Origin of the sequence: Pseudomonas sp. PSPC2-3, assembly GCF_049898265.1 — a bacterium.
GTDB classification, from domain to species: Bacteria; Pseudomonadota; Gammaproteobacteria; order Pseudomonadales; family Pseudomonadaceae; genus Aquipseudomonas; species Aquipseudomonas veronii.
The window spans coordinates 256,069-271,810 of record NZ_JAFCXJ010000011.1; the positions used below are offsets into that span (position 1 = coordinate 256,069).

15 protein-coding genes are annotated in these 15,742 nt (G+C 62.6%); 6 read left to right on the forward strand and 9 right to left on the reverse strand.

The genetic code is table 11. The features are described 5' to 3' along the window. Window positions 1–23: 23 nt before the first annotated feature. Entirely contained in the window at window positions 24–2,111 is a 2,088-nt protein-coding gene (locus tag ACP7E3_RS25510; protein ID WP_426124782.1) for an acetate--CoA ligase family protein, read from the reverse strand. Between the two features lie 2 nt (window positions 2,112–2,113). Further along, window positions 2,114–2,923 carry an enoyl-CoA hydratase/isomerase family protein gene (locus tag ACP7E3_RS25515; RefSeq protein WP_177030025.1) on the reverse strand — a complete coding sequence of 270 codons (810 nt, stop codon included), beginning with the start codon at window positions 2,921–2,923 and terminating at the stop codon, window positions 2,114–2,116. Between the two features lie 119 nt (window positions 2,924–3,042). On the opposite strand from ACP7E3_RS25515, the gene ACP7E3_RS25520 reads away from it, so the two are divergent. Further along, window positions 3,043–3,834: an IclR family transcriptional regulator gene (locus tag ACP7E3_RS25520; protein WP_046384076.1), complete on the forward strand. Its 792-nt coding sequence runs from the start codon at window positions 3,043–3,045 to the stop codon at window positions 3,832–3,834. A 26-nt stretch (window positions 3,835–3,860) separates the two neighbouring features. On the opposite strand, the gene ACP7E3_RS25525 is transcribed toward ACP7E3_RS25520, so the two are convergent. Genes ACP7E3_RS25525 through ACP7E3_RS25540 form a run of 4 tightly spaced genes read right to left on the reverse strand, consistent with a single transcriptional unit; the run spans window position 3,861 to window position 7,687 of the window. Further along, window positions 3,861–4,709, reverse strand: coding sequence for an alpha/beta fold hydrolase (locus ACP7E3_RS25525; protein ID WP_426124785.1), 849 nt, complete (start codon window positions 4,707–4,709; stop codon window positions 3,861–3,863). A 34-nt stretch (window positions 4,710–4,743) separates the two neighbouring features. Then, window positions 4,744–6,036 (reverse strand): NAD(P)/FAD-dependent oxidoreductase, encoded by a 1,293-nt coding sequence (locus ACP7E3_RS25530; protein WP_128192039.1) that lies wholly within the window; start codon window positions 6,034–6,036, stop codon window positions 4,744–4,746. Window positions 6,037–6,093: 57 nt separating this feature from the next. Then, window positions 6,094–6,516 carry a RidA family protein gene (locus tag ACP7E3_RS25535; protein ID WP_017846980.1) on the reverse strand — a complete coding sequence of 141 codons (423 nt, stop codon included), beginning with the start codon at window positions 6,514–6,516 and terminating at the stop codon, window positions 6,094–6,096. 31 nt (window positions 6,517–6,547) lie between these two features. After that, window positions 6,548–7,687, reverse strand: coding sequence for a tyramine oxidase subunit B (locus ACP7E3_RS25540; RefSeq protein WP_026140023.1), 1,140 nt, complete (start codon window positions 7,685–7,687; stop codon window positions 6,548–6,550). A gap of 185 nt (window positions 7,688–7,872) precedes the next feature. Here ACP7E3_RS25540 and ACP7E3_RS25545 point away from each other — a divergent pair, with 185 nt between their 5' ends. The 5 genes from ACP7E3_RS25545 to ACP7E3_RS25565 all read left to right on the forward strand — a co-directional run bounded on the left by ACP7E3_RS25545 (window position 7,873) and on the right by ACP7E3_RS25565 (window position 12,282). Next, window positions 7,873–8,700, forward strand: coding sequence for an AraC family transcriptional regulator (locus ACP7E3_RS25545; protein WP_026140022.1), 828 nt, complete (start codon window positions 7,873–7,875; stop codon window positions 8,698–8,700). Between the two features lie 189 nt (window positions 8,701–8,889). After that, window positions 8,890–9,618 (forward strand): response regulator, encoded by a 729-nt coding sequence (locus tag ACP7E3_RS25550; RefSeq protein ID WP_046384079.1) that lies wholly within the window; start codon window positions 8,890–8,892, stop codon window positions 9,616–9,618. Further along, window positions 9,615–10,718 carry an ATP-binding protein gene (locus ACP7E3_RS25555; protein WP_411220410.1) on the forward strand — a complete coding sequence of 368 codons (1,104 nt, stop codon included), beginning with the start codon at window positions 9,615–9,617 and terminating at the stop codon, window positions 10,716–10,718. The genes ACP7E3_RS25550 and ACP7E3_RS25555 overlap by 4 nt, the downstream gene beginning before the upstream one ends. Window positions 10,719–11,011: 293 nt before the next feature. Continuing rightward, a complete protein-coding gene (locus ACP7E3_RS25560; protein WP_057004881.1) occupies window positions 11,012–11,374 on the forward strand; it encodes a hypothetical protein in 363 nt (120 codons plus the stop codon). Then, on the forward strand, window positions 11,362–12,282 hold the full coding sequence (locus ACP7E3_RS25565) for an ABC transporter six-transmembrane domain-containing protein (RefSeq protein WP_169881452.1): 921 nt from the start codon (window positions 11,362–11,364) through the stop codon (window positions 12,280–12,282). The genes ACP7E3_RS25560 and ACP7E3_RS25565 overlap by 13 nt, the downstream gene beginning before the upstream one ends. A gap of 7 nt (window positions 12,283–12,289) precedes the next feature. On the opposite strand, the gene ACP7E3_RS25570 is transcribed toward ACP7E3_RS25565, so the two are convergent. The 3 genes from ACP7E3_RS25570 to ACP7E3_RS25580 all read right to left on the reverse strand — a co-directional run bounded on the left by ACP7E3_RS25570 (window position 12,290) and on the right by ACP7E3_RS25580 (window position 15,691). After that, window positions 12,290–13,231, reverse strand: a complete 942-nt coding sequence (locus ACP7E3_RS25570; protein WP_046384083.1) for a helix-turn-helix domain-containing protein — start codon at window positions 13,229–13,231, stop codon at window positions 12,290–12,292. A 76-nt stretch (window positions 13,232–13,307) separates the two neighbouring features. Next, a complete protein-coding gene (locus tag ACP7E3_RS25575; RefSeq protein ID WP_128192040.1) occupies window positions 13,308–14,087 on the reverse strand; it encodes a 2-keto-4-pentenoate hydratase in 780 nt (259 codons plus the stop codon). Continuing rightward, complete coding sequence (locus tag ACP7E3_RS25580) at window positions 14,084–15,691, reverse strand: bifunctional 3-(3-hydroxy-phenyl)propionate/3-hydroxycinnamic acid hydroxylase (protein ID WP_046384085.1); 1,608 nt, start codon at window positions 15,689–15,691, stop codon at window positions 14,084–14,086. The genes ACP7E3_RS25575 and ACP7E3_RS25580 overlap by 4 nt, the downstream gene beginning before the upstream one ends. Window positions 15,692–15,742: the final 51 nt, after the last annotated feature.

The window sequence follows — 15,742 nt, forward strand, 5'->3', positions numbered from 1 at the left end:
CACAGAGTGGAACAGGTGTTGCCTCACGCCAGCAGTGCCAGGCCATCCACCGCCCTGACACCCTGCCCTTGCGCGAACACGCGCAAAGGGTTGATTTCGGCTTCGTGGAGCTTGGTGCCCAAGGTCGTTGCCATATCGGCGAAGGCCATGATGCAGTCGACAAGCGCACCGATATCCGCCTTGGGGGCGCCGCGATAGCCGTCGAGCAGCGCAAAGGTTTTCAGTTCTCTGAGCATTGCCTGCGCGTCGTTGCGGCTGATCGGCAGCAGCCTCATGCTGGTGTCCCGCAGCAGTTCGGCGCTGACACCGCCCATCCCCAGTAGCAACGCAGGCCCCAGTTGCGGGTCTCGATGGAAGCCCAGGATCAGCTCGTGGCCGCCGCTGACCATCTCCTGAACCAGAAAGCGCTCGGGGACAAAACCCACCTTGTCCGCGACCACGCCGCGCATGTGTTCCAGCGCCTGGCCAATGGTGTGTTCGGTAAGACCGAGCGCGACGCCGCCCACTTCGGTTTTGTGGGGAATGCGCTCGGAGAGCACCTTCAGCACAACCTTGGGGCCGAGCGCACGAGCGGCGTCTATTGCCTGGCTCGTATGCTCAACCGCCCGTTCGCGGGTGACCGGCACGCCAAAGCGGCTGAACAGCGCCTTGCTGTGCCGTTCATCCAGGGTGCCGCTCGGCAATTGCTCAACTTCCGTCGCGGTCATGGCTTGATTGCGCGCTTGCGTCGGCGCCGCGCACGGCTCGACAGCGCTGTGGCCTTTCAAGGCCAGCAACGCACTGGCACACGCCTCAGGCGCGGTAAAGGCGATGCCTTGGTTGCTGTTGATGCGCAGCAAGGCTTGCGGTGCATAAGGACTGACATAGGCGAGGACCGGCTTGCGGCTGTCGCGCTGACTGTCGCGGATTGCATCCGCCATCAATGTCGGGCGGGCGACGCCGGACGACCCCACCACGCTGATGACCGCGTCGTAGTCCGTGCTTTCCAGCAGGATGCACATGGCCTGCTGCATGATATGCGGCTGCAGGCCGGCCAGCGTCAGGTCGATAGGGTTGCGATCCAGCACGGCCTGGTCGCCGATGTCGAGATCGCGCAAACGCGCGGCGGTGGCCTCGCCCGGCGGTGGGGTGTCGAACCCGCTGGCGCCCAGGGCATCTGCGATCAGCGTACCGGCGCCGCCTGTGGAGGTCAGAATCGCCACACGATTGCCCGCCATCGTGCGCCGGCTGGCCAGTGCGAAAGGCAGGTCGAGCAAGTCGGCAAAGGTCTGGGCGCGAACAATGCCCAATTGTTTGAAGTAGACATCGTAGAGCGCGTCGGCACCGGCCAGGGCGCCGGTATGGGACGCCGCCGAGCGGGCACCGGCCTCGGAACGTCCGACCTTGAAGACGACGATCGGTTTGCCGGCAGCGCGCGCCTTGAGCGCGGCACGGCTGAACTTGGCCGTGTCGCGAAGCCCTTCCAGATACAGGGCGATAACGTCGGTTGCCGCGTCATCCACCAGGTAATCGACGAAATCGGCGACGTCCAGATCGACCTCGTTGCTGGTTGCCACCAACTTTGAAAAGCCGATGCCGGCAGCTGCGCCACGGGACAGGATAGAGCCGAGAATCCCGCCACTTTGCGAAATCACCGCGATATTGCCGGCCCGCAACGCCTCCTGATCAAGTGCGCCGCTGGCAGACAGGGTGATGCCTTGAGTGAGGTTGATCAGGCCGATGGTGTTCGGCCCCAGCACGCGCATGTTGCCTCGCGCGGCTTGCAAGGCTTGCTGGCGCGCGATGCCCTCCTCGCCGGCTTCGCCATAACCACCGGCAAGCACGATGGCCGCCGGCGTGCCCATGGCCGCCAATTCGGCCACGGCCTGGTTGGCGCGTTCGGGGCCGAGCAGGATGATGGCGGCGTCCGGCACTTCCGGCAATGCGGCGATGTTGGGATAGCACGTCAATCCATCGATCTCGGCGTAGCGTGGATTGACCGGGTACAAGCGGCCGGCGAAGCCATGTTTACGCAAGAACGCGATGGGCCTGCCGGAGGTTTTTTGCGCGTCCCCGGAGGCGCCGATCACGGCGACACTGCGCGGGTTCATCAGGCGGGAAATGCTGTCCATGCTCACCCCCTCTTCGCCTTGGCCGCCAGAAAAGCGGCGACCGATGCCTGGTGCTCGGCGGAGGTGTAGCAGATGCCCTGGGCCTGGCTGCCCATGGCCAATACCTGGGCCTGGGTGAGTTCGAAGCTGTTGTTCAGGATGGATTTGCTCAAGGCCAGCGCAGTGGCCGAGCCGGCGGATAACTCAAGGGCCCAGCGCCGGGCCTCCACAAGCAGGTCGTCATGCTCCACCAGCCGGTCCACCAGGCCGATCGCCAAACCTTCTTCAGGCTGCACGGTGCGCCCGGTATAGATCAGCTCCTTGGCCTTGGGCAGCCCGACGCGACGCGGCAGCAGATACAAGCCACCGCCGTCGGGAATCAGGCCCCGTGCGATGTAGCTCATCGCATAACTGGCTTGCCGCGAGGACACCACGAAATCGCAGCTCAACGCCAGGTCGCACCCCAGGCCCGTGGCGGCGCCGTTGACCGCGGCGAGCGTCGGCTTGGGCAGGTTGAGCAACAGGGACACCGCATGATGCACGCGCTGCTGGCGCTTCCAACCGTTGTAGGCCACCTCGCCCGCCGGCGCACTCATGCGCTTTTCCATGCCTTTGATGTCGCCTCCGGCGCAGAAACCCTTGCCGGTGCCGGTGATGATGAGTGCGCGAATCGCGCGGTTCGCGGCGACCTCCTCCAGCAGCTCGATCATCTGGCTGCGCATCTCGTCGCTGATCGCATTACGCGCCTCGGGGCGGTTGAGCGTGAGCACGGCGATACCGTCGTCATCAACGGTCATGTGGATCGGCGAAGTAACACTTTGCAACATCGTCATGGGGAATCTCTCTCTTGTTGTTGGCATGGCAGCGGCCCAAACTGAAAGGCCTTGCGCTGATCCGAGTCTATGGAGCTCCCCATGATTAACAATCCGCCAATTCCACTGGGTGGAACACGATGAGAGAGGATGACGGCCTGGACAGACCCGGTGCGGGCAAGGCGCCCCTCAACCGCTCGCTTGAGCGGGGCCTCGAGATTCTGCGGGCCTTTCGCGCGGGCACCGAGTACCTGGGGAATGGCGATATCAGCGAGCGCACGGGTTTGTCCAAGTCGACCATCAGTCGCTTGACCCAGACGCTGATTCACAGCGGGATGCTGGTGTACGACGGCCAGCGCAGCGCCTATCGCCTCGCGCCCGCCACGCTTTGCTTGGGCAACGCCATGTACAACAGCAGTTCACTGATTCAGCGCGCCGCGCCACTGATGCGCGAGGCGGCTCATGCACTCCGGGTGAATGTCGGGTTGGCCGCCGCCGACCGCGATGAAATGATTTACCTGGAGTCGATCCGCCTGAGTCGCAAGAACACGCCACGCACCGTACAAACCGGGCAACGGGTACCCATGGAGTTCACCTCGCTGGGACGCGCTTACCTGGCGACGATTCCAACGCAGAAACAGCAAGCGCTGCTGGCGCTGTTCAAGGCCAGGCGCTGCGACGCCAGATGGGAGGGGTTGGCGGCCGAGATCGCCGAGGCCGATGAAAGCATCCGCCTTCGCGGGTATTGCGCGGCGTCCTGGCAGGCCGAGGTGGTGGCTATTTCGACCCCACTCGGCATACGCAATTATCAGGACCACATTTTGAATATCAGCGTGTCGACCCCGCAGCCGATCGAAGCGGTGGTCGCGCAGTATGCCGCGCCGTTGCTGGCGCTGGCGGACAAGATCCGCGCCAGTCTCGATGCGGCGTAAACGTCAGTGCCGGCGCGCGCTTGCCTTCATGGGCTGGGAGTCGTGAGGCTGGCGAGAAAGTCAGCGACCAGCCGGTTGAACGTCTCGCCCTGATCGTCGTGGACATAGTGACTGGCGTGCGCGACTTCCACCGTCTGCACCTGCCGATTGCTGTCACGCATCGCCTGCAGCGTCGCGGTGGGCAGGAAGTCCGAACGCCCGCCACGAATGAACAGGGTCGGGCAGTCCAAGGCCCGCACCGCCGGCCACAGGTCGGTCGGCTCGATGCTCAGGCGCGCCTCGGCGATGCCTTGCTGATCGTGCCGCCAGCTGATCAGCCCTTCGTGCGCTTTCATCGAATGCGCCAGCCTGGAAGCGAGGCCCTGCTCCGACAAGCCCGGGCGCGACGCCTGCCAGAAAGCGCGGGCGCTCGCCCAGCTGTCGAAGTGCAACGGCGTCTGGCTCATTTCACGGCGAATACGCGCCGCGCCGTCGCCCTGGATCGAAGAGCCGGGACCGATGTCTTCGATGATCAGCCCGTGCAAACGCCCTGGGTTTTGCCGTGCATATTCAAGGGCATTGGCGCCACCCAGCGAATGCCCCAGCAACACGAAGCGTTGCAAACCGAGGTGGGCGACGAAGTCCTCCACATCCTCCACATAAGATTGCGTGTGGTAGCTGCTCGGCGTGGCCCAATCGCTCAACCCGCGACCGCGCTGGTCCAGGGCGTAAACGCAGTAACCGGGGCCCAACGCCTGCACCAGCGACTCCCAGGTCTGCGCATAGGCCCGCAAGCCGTGCAGCAGAACCAGAGGCACGCCGCTCGGCTCGCCCCATTGCAGAAAATGCAGGCGCAAGCCTGTGCGATTAGTAAAAAAACAGCTGGCAGGCGACATCGTTGTGCTCCATGAAGGCTGGGCTTGGGCCGGCTTAGAAACGATCGAAACGATACGGGCTCGGATCGATGATCGGGGTATCCCCGCTGACGATATCCGCCGCCAGATGGCCGGCCGCCGGCGAGGTACCGAAACCGTGCCCCGAGAAACCGGTGGCGACAGTCAACCCGGGAATTTGCGCGACCGGCCCAATCACCGGGTTCGAGTCCGGCGTCACGTCGATGGTGCCCGCCCAGGCCTGGGCGATCCGCGCCTGCTCGAATACCGGCCAGGCGGCCTTGAGGTTGTTCATCGCATCGTTGTTGAGCCGCGGGTTGGCGGCCGGGTCCTGCACCCGTACCCGTTCGAACGGGCTGACACTGTCGGCCGACCAACGCCGGGCCAGCGCCAGGTCGTTAAAGAAATACTTGCCCAGCGACACGTTCAACACGCTGCGCTGCGCGCGAAACTGCGGCATGTATTGCTTGGCGAGCAACAGATGATCGAGGGTCAGGTAGGCGTCCAATTTGCCGCGTTGGGTAATGATGAAACCGCCGTCCTTATGCTTGCGAAAGGAAAAGTCCGGCGCGCCCACGGCGATTTCCGTAGGCCCGTCCATCGGATGCGTGCGCAGCACCGAACAGGTCAAGGCCAAGGTCGGCAACGCCACGCCGAGGTTGCCCAAAAAGCGCCGCGACCACATCCCCCCGGCCAGCAATACCTGATCGCAGCGAATCTCACCCTTTTCAGTGACCACCCCACTGACCTTGCCGGCGGACATCTGCAGTGTACGCACCGCACACTGCTCGATGATCACCACGCCCTTGGCCATGGCCGCCTTGGCGATCGCACTGCTGGCCAGGGTCGGCTCGGCCCGCGCATCGGATGGCGTAAAGATACCGCCGGCCCAGTCAGCCACGCCGCCCGGCACCCGTTGCGCGATCTCGCGCTGGCTCAGCAACCGCGAGTCGAGGGACAGATGTTCGACCGATTTCAGCCAGCTTTCATGCATCGCCATCTGCGCCTCGTTGCGGCCCAGGAACATGATGCCCTCTTGCCGATACCCGACGTCGGCGCCGACCCGCTCAGGCATCTGCGCCCACAAGCGATCTGCGGCGAGGGCCAAGGGGATATCGGCGGCGTGCCGGCTGGTCTTGCGTACCCAGCCGAGGTTGCGTGAGGACTGCTCGCCGGCGATACGGCCTTTTTCCAGCACCACCACCGCGATATTGCGTTCGGCCAATGTCAGCGCAGCCGTCAAGCCGATAATCCCGCCGCCAATGATGACGACGGACGTCGCGAAGGGGAACGTGGTTGACGTGTTCACGGGCGCTATAGTCGGGGCCATGATCAAGACTCTGTGAGCGATTGAGGTCGGCCGCGCAAGCGCACGGCCGCGTAGCGGTCATTGCGACAGGCGGATGACTTCGACCTGCGCCTTGGAGGCGTTGCGATAGGCCGTCACTTCCAGTTCCACCTTGTAGACCGTCGAGCCCAACGGCGGGCAGGTCACGGTACTGGCCGGATCGACACCGCGAAACTTCTCGCCGATCAGACCCATGACCGCCGGAACGTCCTTGGGGTCCTGGATGAACACCCGCGAGCACACCACATCGGCCAGGCTGGCGTCGACGGCGGCGAGGGCCGTTTCGATGTTGGCGAATACCTGATGCGTCTGTTCGAGGATGTCCTCGGGGATCAACTTGGTTTGCGGGTTGCGGCCTGCGGTATTGGAGACATAGATCCAGTTGTCCACCACCACCAGGCGTGAATAGCTGGCTTGGTCTTCAAACGGGGAACCGGTCTTGAGCTTGATGATTTTGGTCATGTCGTTGCCTCTTCAGATGGATAAGGGTGGCTTAGCGCAACGCGGGGGTTTCCCACAGATTCAGTTTCACGCCGATGCCTTTTGCGATGGCATTGCGATACACCACCGTGCCCCAGGCCACGTCTTCCACGGGCATGCCGCCCACCGACATGATGATGATCTCTTCGTCGTTCCGGCGGCCCTGGGCATCGCCGGCAACGATCTTGCCGATGTCTTCGAGCTCGTCGCGCTGCATCTTGCCTTCGGCGATCATGTCCATGAACCGCACACCGATCACCGGCACACAGTGGTGCGCGGGCTTGGGCAACTCTTCGAACCAGGCTTCATAGAGGCCGGTGTTATCCAGCACCTTGCGCACCTCGGAGCTCTCCATGCCTTCATCCAGGGAGCAGGACGCCGGCATCGCCATGAAGGCGCCCGGTTTGACCCACTCACGCTTAACGATTGGGTAGTTCGAGGGGTCGCCGACCTCACCGGAGCTACAATAAGTAACAAGGTCGGCGTCGCGGACCACATCTTCGAGGGTGTCGACGACTTTTATCGTGGTCACCTGTGGGTAGGTTTGCTTTACCCAGGCAATAAAATCGTTGAGGCTTTTCTCGCCGCGTCCCTTGATCTTCAAGGTATCGATCTGCGGGCACACCGCGATGAAAGCGGCCAGCGTGGTCTTGCCCATCACCCCCGGGCCCAGCAGGCCGACGACTTTGGCATCCTTGCGGGCCAGGTGGCGCGCGCCCACGCCGGGAATCGCGCCGGTGCGATACGCCGACAGCAGGTTGGCCGACATGTGCGCCAGCGGTGCGCCCGTGTCGGGGTCGTTGAGCGTGAACATCAGGATCGAGCGCGGCAGGCCTTTGTCGCGGTTGGCGATATTGGAGCCGTACCACTTCACGCCGGCGGTGCAGAAGTTGCCGCCCAGGTAGGCCGGCATCGCCATCATGCGTCGGTCAGCGGTGGGTTTGGGCATGTTCGGGAATGGTGATTCCTTGGGGAAAATCACCATCGCGCCGTGGGAATCGTTGTTCGGGCCCGCCATGCGGTAGTCGCCGATATACAGCAGGCCGAACATCTCTTCCATGGTGTCGACACAGGCAAGCATGTCGGTGACGCCAGCGCGGATCATGTCCTGCTCGGACAGGTAGATGAAGTCTATTTTTGTAGTCGTGGACATAATTATTCTCGGGCTGAAGGTGATATCGCTGCGGTAGGCGCGGCTCCCACGCTGTCGAGTCCGAGTATCGGGCTGGGCTTATCGGCGGTATTGTAAATTTCGGACATCGGCGCTTGCCGCGGGCACCTGAGTTGGCGCGATAAATGCCTGAATATTCGCGCATATTGCCAATCGAAGGTTCCGTCATGGTCAACCTGTGTGCGCCGAGGCCGCGGCACCCAACCGCCTACGAACAACCCTGGTTCGTACTCAACTCATCGCGGTATTCGGTGATGCCTTCCGAACACCCGGCGATCTCGCATTTCTATGCCTTCGATGTCGCCCAATCGACCGACGTGCTGGCGGTGCCGGATGGCTGCGTGGACATCGTTTTCGACTGCGATGCCACACGTCCCACCGTGCGGATCTGCGGCACGCCGCTGGAGGCGCAGCGCGTCGAACTGCACCAGCATCATCACTACTTTGGCGTGCGCTTTTCACCGGGGGTCATTCCAGGCTTCATCAATGTGCTGGCCGCGGACCTGACCGAACAGGAGCTGGATCTGCTCAAGGTCTCGGGGTTTGCCCAGCGCATGTTCGAGAACATCGTGCAAACCCCACGGCTGGAAGAGCAGATGAGGCTGTTCAATGACTACCTGGCCCCGCGCCTGATGGGCAGGACCTCGAAACTGACGGCGATGGTGATTCAACAGGCCCTGGTGCATCGCGGTGACCTGCGCATTCAGCAGCTTGAAGACCTCAGCGGCTACACCAGCCGCACCATCCATCGCCAGTTCAGCCAGGACACCGGCATGTCGCCGAAGATCTTTTGTCGCATCATTCGCTGCCAGGCGGCCCTGGAAACATTGAACACCCAGCACGATGTATCCTTCTCGGAACTGGCGCTGGACCTGGGCTTCTCCGATCAGTCACACTTCCTGCGCGACTTCAAGAAGCTGGTCAGTACGACACCCTGTGACTACCAGCGCAAAATTGTGCAGAACGCCTACAGCGACCGCATCAGCTTCGCCTGAACGCGCCGCATCAGGCAGCGTTCACCCCCCTCCCCCGCGCGACGAAAAATAAACCTGCGTCTCCATCATTTCTCCATAAAACCTACGCTGAAAGTGCATGCTTGCCGTGCATCATCCAACCCGTTGCCAGAAAACCGCGCGCCGTTGCAGCATGGCCCGGTAGCACAGGGCACATCGACCGAGCAGAACATGACCGAATCACTCGTTGCATCAACCGCTAATCAGGCACTGATCCTGATCGCCGAAGACGAACCGGAAATCGCCGATATCCTCACGGCCTATCTCAAACGCGCCGGCTTTCAAACCGCGCATGCGCAGGATGGCCGTCGCGCACTCGAACTGCATCAAACGCTCAAGCCCGACCTGGTGCTGCTCGATGTACTGATGCCGAAACTGGATGGCTGGATGGTACTGGCGGAGGTTCGTCACCGCGGTAACACGCCGGTCATCATGCTGACCGCACAGGACCAGGACGTGGACAAACTCATGGGGCTGCGTATTGGCGCCGACGATTACATCGTCAAGCCGTTCAACCCGGCCGAGGTCGTCGCCAGAACCCAGGCGGTGCTGCGCCGCTGCATCGACAATGGCTATTTGACGGGGCGCAGCGTGCTGCGCGTGGACGCCTTCGAAATCGACATCGACAACCATGACGTGAGCGTCAGCATCGATGGGCAGAAACACCCATTGAACCTGACCGTGACCGAATTCAAGTTACTCGCGCAATTGGCAAAGGCGCCCCGGCGCGTGTTCAGCCGCGCCGAGTTGCTGGCCCTCTGTTCGCCCGAGAGCGACAGCCTGGAGCGCACGGTCGACAGCCATATCAGCAAATTGCGCAGGAAAATCGAGGACCTCGGACTGCAAGGCGTACCGGCCAGTATCCGCGGGGTCGGCTACCGGTTCGGGAGCCTGCCATGAAAGGCGCCAACAGCTTGAGTCGGCAGATTATCCTGTCGATGTCGGCCGTGGTCCTGTGTGTGATAACCCTGGCGATTGTCGGGACCTATGTTTTTTATGGGTTGCTGTGGTCGTTTGCTCCGCTGAGCGACGCGGAAATGGATGAGTGGCTGCCCAGCGGCATGGAGTGGGCCTGGATGAGCCTGATCACCTGCGTCAGCCTGGGTGTCGGCGTCGCAGCGGCGATCAAGTTGTCCCGGCGCATTCTGATGCCCTTGAACTCGGTGGCGGCCAGCCTGCGCAGGCTGGCCGATGGCGACCTGGATGCCCGCGCAGTGGCGCCGGATCAATCCTTGGGCGAAGCCGCCTTATTAGTGGATGACTTCAACAGCATGGCCAACCGACTGAAACGCATGGCCGAAGAACAGGCGTTCTGGAACGCAGCGATCGCCCATGAGTTGCGCACGCCGCTGACCATCTTGCGCGGCCGCCTGCAGGGGCTCGCCGAAGGTGTGTTCGAACCGGACACCGCGCAGTTCTACAGCCTGCTGACGCAAGTGGAAGGCTTGACGCGCCTGGTTGAAGACCTGCGCGTGGTCGGCCTGGGAGACAGCGGCTACCTCAAGCTCGAACCCGACTACGCCGACCTGGCCGCCGACCTGGAAGCCGAAGCACGGTTGTTCGAATCGAGCCTGCGCAGCGCCGGCTTCGTGCTGCACCTGGACCTGCTCAAAGGCCCGATATGCTGTGACCGCGCGCGGATTCGCCAGGCGTTGCTGGCGCTGCTGGACAACATCCGCCGGCATGCGACGCCGGGCAATGTCTGGGTGCAACTCGGCAGCCAACGCTCGCGCAACTTCCTGAGAGTCACGGATGAGGGGCCGGGGGTGGACGATGCGTTCGCGACGCATATTTTCGATGCGTTCCAGCGCGGCGAAAGTTCTCGCTCCCGTGCCCAGGGAGGCAGTGGGCTGGGCCTGGCCGTGGTGCGCGCGATTGCCATCGCCCATGGTGGCACGGTGAGCTGTCGGACATCGATTAACGGCGGCACCGTGTTTGAACTCAGTTGGCCAACAACAACGCAAAGCCTGGATACCTACACGGAGTCTACTGAGGTGTAACTGCATATAACGCCAAACCCGCTTGAATATTCAAACCGACAAAGGTGATGGCATGCGCCTCTCTATTTTTATAGTTAATAGAGCCACGAAATATCGCCACTTTGCCTTATTGAACTCACAAGGACGTTGTATCGCGTTCAAGAGCTGCGAAAGGATGCCAACTCAGGGCGAATGGGTCGAAGTCACAGCAATCAATCTTGCCTGGTTCAATCAAACCCTTCCAGGCCACGGGCGCCGGGATAATGAAGCAACACCTGGCAAATGACGTTCAATGTTTTACGCGGACAATTGTTATGCCGACTCTGCATTCCGCTCGCCCCCTTGTTGACTCCAAACAGCTGGAAGCGTCACTGACGCTCTACACACTCAAACTGCGAAAGTTGCAGCGCTTCTGGATTCCCCTGCAGAAGTACGCGCCGCATTGCGTATTGGCGTTGTGGTTGATTGGTGTGTGCGCGTCGTTGATCACACAGTCTTATTGTCACTGGCTGATTGCAGCGCCGGCCATTTGCATATTGATCGCCCTGGAAATCGTTATCGAAGAAGTGCAGATCAATTTGTTATTGATGACCGAGGAGGCGCGCTATCTGCTCGGCGTCGCCCGCGGTATCTATCCTCCCATGATGCGCTCGACAGGTGGCCCATGCCGTCCGTAACCCCTAGGATTGTGCTCGAAGAAAGCAAAAAGCTCGGTCAGCAATCCGCCAGCCAGACCCTCAAGGCCATTGCCAGGGCCTACCCCGGCAAGCTGTTCGCGACCTTGTCGCTGGTGGCGCTGGAAAATGCACTGCTGCTCGCCTACCCGCTGTTTGCCGGGTTTGCCGTGGACTCAATCATCCGTGGCGATGCCGCCAGCGCATTGCTCTATGCCGGCGTGGTGCTGGGGTTCTGGGTGGTGGGGGCGGCGCGGCGCGCGCTGGATACGCGCACCTTTACGCGCATCTACGCCGATCTTGCGGTGCCGGTGATCCTCAATCAGCGCCTGGAACGCCAGAGCACGTCCAAGGCGGCGGCGCGGGTGGTGCTGGCGCGGGACTTTGTCGACTTTTTCGAGAAGCACGTGCCGATCATCGCCACCGCGCTGGTCTCGATCATTGGCGCGGCCGGCATGTTGCTGGTGATCGAGCCATGGGTTGGCGTGGCATGCCTGCTCGCGCTGCTGCTGTGCGTCACCGTGATGCCCGGCTTCGCCCGGCGTAACCAGCGCTTGCATGAGCGCTTGAACAATCGCCTGGAAAAGGAAATCGGCATGGTGGAAGCCGTCGGCGCGCATACCCTGCACCGTCATTATCGCCTGCTGTCGCGACTGCGCATCCGCTTGTCGGACCGTGAGGCCATCGCCTTCCTGTTCATTGGCATCCTGGCGGCGCTGCTGTTTGTGGTTGCCATCACGCAACTGGCATTGTCGCCGGCCGTAAAAGCCGGGCATATCTATGCGGTGATGACTTACCTGTGGACTTTCGTCAGTTGCCTGGATGAAGCCCCCTCGATGATCGACCAACTGGCGCGGCTCAAGGACATCGGCAAGCGCGTGAACCCCGGGCTTGGCGAGGCAGCGGACTGATCGCGCATCAGCGCTCGGCCCTGCGCGTTTCCGAGGGCGACTCGCCAAACAATTCGCGGTAATGCGCCGCGAAGTGACTCAGGTGAAAAAAGCCCATGGCCACGGCGACCTCACCGACGTTTTTCTCGCTGGCCGCGGTCGCGATCAACCGCCGCCGGACCGCGTTGAGGCGCAGATTGCGCAGGTACTCGACCGGGCGCAGGCCGGTCACCGCCTGAAAACTGTTCTGCAGGGTCCTGCGGCTGACGCGCAATTGCTCGCACAGGTCGAGGATGCTCAACGGGGTATCGCCACTGGCAACGATCAACTCCTGGCAACGCCGGACCAGGTAGGCACTGACGGCGAAATTGCCGCGCCGGCAACGCACCTCGTCGCTGGCATGGGTGAACAGGTCCAGGAAGGTGCCGAGCAGCTCATCTTCCAGGATCTTTTCCGAAACGGCGCTGATCGCGTCGGTATGTTCCAAAAGGTGACGAAACAACGGGTGAATACGCTGGTGTATACGCAGCAGTAACGCCTCATCCACACGCAGCTGAGACACGGTGGTCAGGCGTTTAAGCTGCTCGCCGGATAATTCGAAAGCCGCCAGTTTGGCAAAGCGTACCGCGTCGACGTTGATCGCGAAAAAATGCGTGCCTTCCGGGGCATGCAATACGAACTCCTCTGAATCGCGCAGCAGCACCACGCTCTGCGCGTCCACTTGCTGCCCTTGCACCACCGGCGAGCTGCCCAATGACATGGCGGCGCACAACCGGCCTTTGGGCGAGGAACCATGCTGCACCACTCGCTTGTCCAGCACCTCCTGGAAAATCTGGAAGCGATCGCAGGACAACTGGCGCAGTTCACTGGTGAGGCAGCCACGGCCCAGTTGGTCGTAGATCTGCTGCCAGCCCTGGATCGAGCCGGCGTGCTGTTGAGGATCATTGAAGGTTCGGACTTCAGCGAGCATATTCGTCGTTCCTCGGCGGCCTGTGTCTGGTCATTGGCCTGAAGGGGGCTCAGTCATCCCTGACGGCAGCTGGCATTCACACGGGCACAGTGTCCGCCTGGAAAACCAAAGCCAGTTCCGTGCCAAGCATCTGCAGACGATAGGTTCCCGGCTGTATATCGATCGGTGCCAGCAACGCGCCCGACAGCACCACCTGCCCAGCCTCGATACGGTGACCGTCCGCCAGGAGCCGGCGCACCAACCAGCACAGATTGAACAGGGGGTTGTCTTCCCGAGCCTGCGTATCGCCGCTGCCCAGGTGAACCCCTTCGTGCTCCAGACGATAGGGCACGCAGGCATGCTGTTGCGGCTCGAACGGCGACCTCGGCCCCACACAGTAAAGCCCCGCCGCCGCGTTATCGGCGAGGAAGGCGCCAAGCCCGAAACGCCAGCCTTGCCACCGGCAGTCGGCGATTTCGAACGCGGGCGCCACCTCGGCGATGGCCGTCAGAATGTCCTGGTCGCGGTAGTCCCCCGGCGCCAGCGCGTGCCCGAAGACGAACGCCAGTTCGACCTCCAGCTTGGGCTGGATCAGCCGCGCCAACGGCACCGCACTCCCCGGCTCGACCTGCATCGCATCCGTGAGGCCGCCGTACACCGGTTCGTCGAGAGCAAAGCGTGCTTGCGCGGCTCGGCCAGCGAAGGCGACCTTCCAGCCGCTCGGTTTCTCCCCGGCGGCCACGCGTCGCTCCAGGGTCTGGCGCAACAGCGCGTAGCCTTGCTGCCGGTCCAGCGCCTGCGGTGCCAAAGGTGCAATGGCATGAGCGCTGAGCCTCGCTTGGCGCAGTTGGCCGAGTACATCGTCGGGCGTGCTCATGACAGTTGCTCCGCCAGCTTGCGCAATACACCGTCCAGCCGCTCTGGGGTGGTAATGGCCGCGACAAAGCGGTCCGGACGCACCACGACGATGCAGTCGCGCACCTTGGAGAACCACTCGCCCAGCCGGTTATCCACGTCCTCCACACTGATCGCGTCCATCGCCGTCAGCGGCTGGTTGCGCCCCACGCCGCTGCGCGAACGGTTGACCTGGATAAAGCGCGTGTTCCAACGCGCCCAATACGCGGCCATGTCCTCGCTCAGTGGCGCCCGGGGATTGGTACGGTAACCCAGCACGGCATACGAGTTGCCCAGCATGTCGTCGAGGCGCCGACGTTGGCCCTGGGCATCTTCGATATAAGGCTGCACGAACAGTTGCCCGACCAGGTCGTCTTCGCGCAGCTCGGCACGCTCGTGATAGACCAGGCCTTGGGTGATGGTGGCCTTGGGTTTGAACTTGAATTCCAAGAGGTGCGAGCGCAGGTTGTCGACACTGTTGACCGCCTGGAACAGCCAGTCGCGCACGCCGGCCATCAGCGGGTTGGTCAACCCCAGCACGGCGCCCATGTTGTCGGCCAGCGCCACCAGCTCGGTGGCGTGGCCGCGGCGTTCCTGGTCGTAGCTGGCGAGGATCGATGGCGCCGCGCGGCCCTGAATGATCGCCGCCAGTTTCCAGGCCACGTTGGCCACGTCGCGCAGGCCGGAATTGAGGCCCTGCCCGGCCCAGGGCGGCGAAATATGCGCCGCATCGCCGACCAGCGCGACCCGCCCCTGGACAAACCGCGCCGCAACGCGGGAGTGGTGGGTGTAAGCGCGGATCCGGATGACGTTCAACTGATCCACGGCCGCGCCGATATGGCCACGGATCAGTTCACGAATCGTTGCCTCGTCGCACATTTTCGCTTCGTCTTCGCCCTCCAGCAGCATGAACTCCCAGCGCCGCTGCTGATAAGGCAGGTAGATACACACGAAGGGCCGTTGCGGATCGGCATGCAGGGCGGTGTACGGCGCATCCAGGGTGTCGTTGGCCGTATCGACCACCACCCATTTGCGCGGATGCGTGAGCCCGAGCAGTTCGACGCCCAACTGTTTGCGCACGGTGGAACGCCCGCCGTCGGCGCCAATCACATAGTCGGCCTGCAATTGGTAGAGCTCGCCGTGGGCATCGCGCACCTGCAAGGTCACGCCCTGCTCGTCCTGCTCCAGTTCGAGCAGTTCATGGCCCTGGCGCAATTGGACGCTGGCGTGCTGCACGAGATGTTCGCGCAGGGTGCCTTCGAGCAATTGCTGCATGAAGATGTTCCGCATCGGCCAACCGTACTGCGCGACGCTCGGCTTGACCTCGGCGAAACACACGCCACGCGCGTTGTAATAGCGCAGCGGTACATCGCAGATCATGTCACGTGCGGCCAGCTCGGCAATGCCGATCCCCTGCAGTACACGCAGCGCTTCATCATCCATGCCAACTGCGCGGGGATAAGGCAGGATGCCGTCGGCCAGTTCAAGGACGACGCAGTCGATACCGTACATCCCCATATAGTGTGCGGCGGTGATCCCGTTCGGGCCGCCGCCGACAATGACCACCTGGGTTTTGTCCTGCTTCATCGCTAGTCACCGCTTTCTTGTTGTGGTTTTGATCGGATGCCACGCAAGGCC

Coding starts and splice junctions, on each gene's coding strand:
- ACP7E3_RS25580 (WP_046384085.1), bottom strand. CDS start 15,691: ATGAAGCAGGACAAAACCCAGGTGGTCATTGTCGGCGGCGGCCCGAAC.
- ACP7E3_RS25560 (WP_057004881.1), top strand. CDS start 11,012: ATGCCGACTCTGCATTCCGCTCGCCCCCTTGTTGACTCCAAACAGCTG.
- ACP7E3_RS25540 (WP_026140023.1), bottom strand. CDS start 7,687: ATGTCCACGACTACAAAAATAGACTTCATCTACCTGTCCGAGCAGGAC.
- ACP7E3_RS25510 (WP_426124782.1), bottom strand. CDS start 2,111: ATGGACAGCATTTCCCGCCTGATGAACCCGCGCAGTGTCGCCGTGATC.
- ACP7E3_RS25535 (WP_017846980.1), bottom strand. CDS start 6,516: ATGACCAAAATCATCAAGCTCAAGACCGGTTCCCCGTTTGAAGACCAA.
- ACP7E3_RS25550 (WP_046384079.1), top strand. CDS start 8,890: ATGACCGAATCACTCGTTGCATCAACCGCTAATCAGGCACTGATCCTG.
- ACP7E3_RS25525 (WP_426124785.1), bottom strand. CDS start 4,709: ATGTCGCCTGCCAGCTGTTTTTTTACTAATCGCACAGGCTTGCGCCTG.
- ACP7E3_RS25545 (WP_026140022.1), top strand. CDS start 7,873: ATGGTCAACCTGTGTGCGCCGAGGCCGCGGCACCCAACCGCCTACGAA.
- ACP7E3_RS25515 (WP_177030025.1), bottom strand. CDS start 2,923: ATGACGATGTTGCAAAGTGTTACTTCGCCGATCCACATGACCGTTGAT.
- ACP7E3_RS25530 (WP_128192039.1), bottom strand. CDS start 6,036: ATGGCCCCGACTATAGCGCCCGTGAACACGTCAACCACGTTCCCCTTC.
- ACP7E3_RS25520 (WP_046384076.1), top strand. CDS start 3,043: ATGAGAGAGGATGACGGCCTGGACAGACCCGGTGCGGGCAAGGCGCCC.
- ACP7E3_RS25565 (WP_169881452.1), top strand. CDS start 11,362: ATGCCGTCCGTAACCCCTAGGATTGTGCTCGAAGAAAGCAAAAAGCTC.
- ACP7E3_RS25575 (WP_128192040.1), bottom strand. CDS start 14,087: ATGAGCACGCCCGACGATGTACTCGGCCAACTGCGCCAAGCGAGGCTC.
- ACP7E3_RS25570 (WP_046384083.1), bottom strand. CDS start 13,231: ATGCTCGCTGAAGTCCGAACCTTCAATGATCCTCAACAGCACGCCGGC.
- ACP7E3_RS25555 (WP_411220410.1), top strand. CDS start 9,615: ATGAAAGGCGCCAACAGCTTGAGTCGGCAGATTATCCTGTCGATGTCG.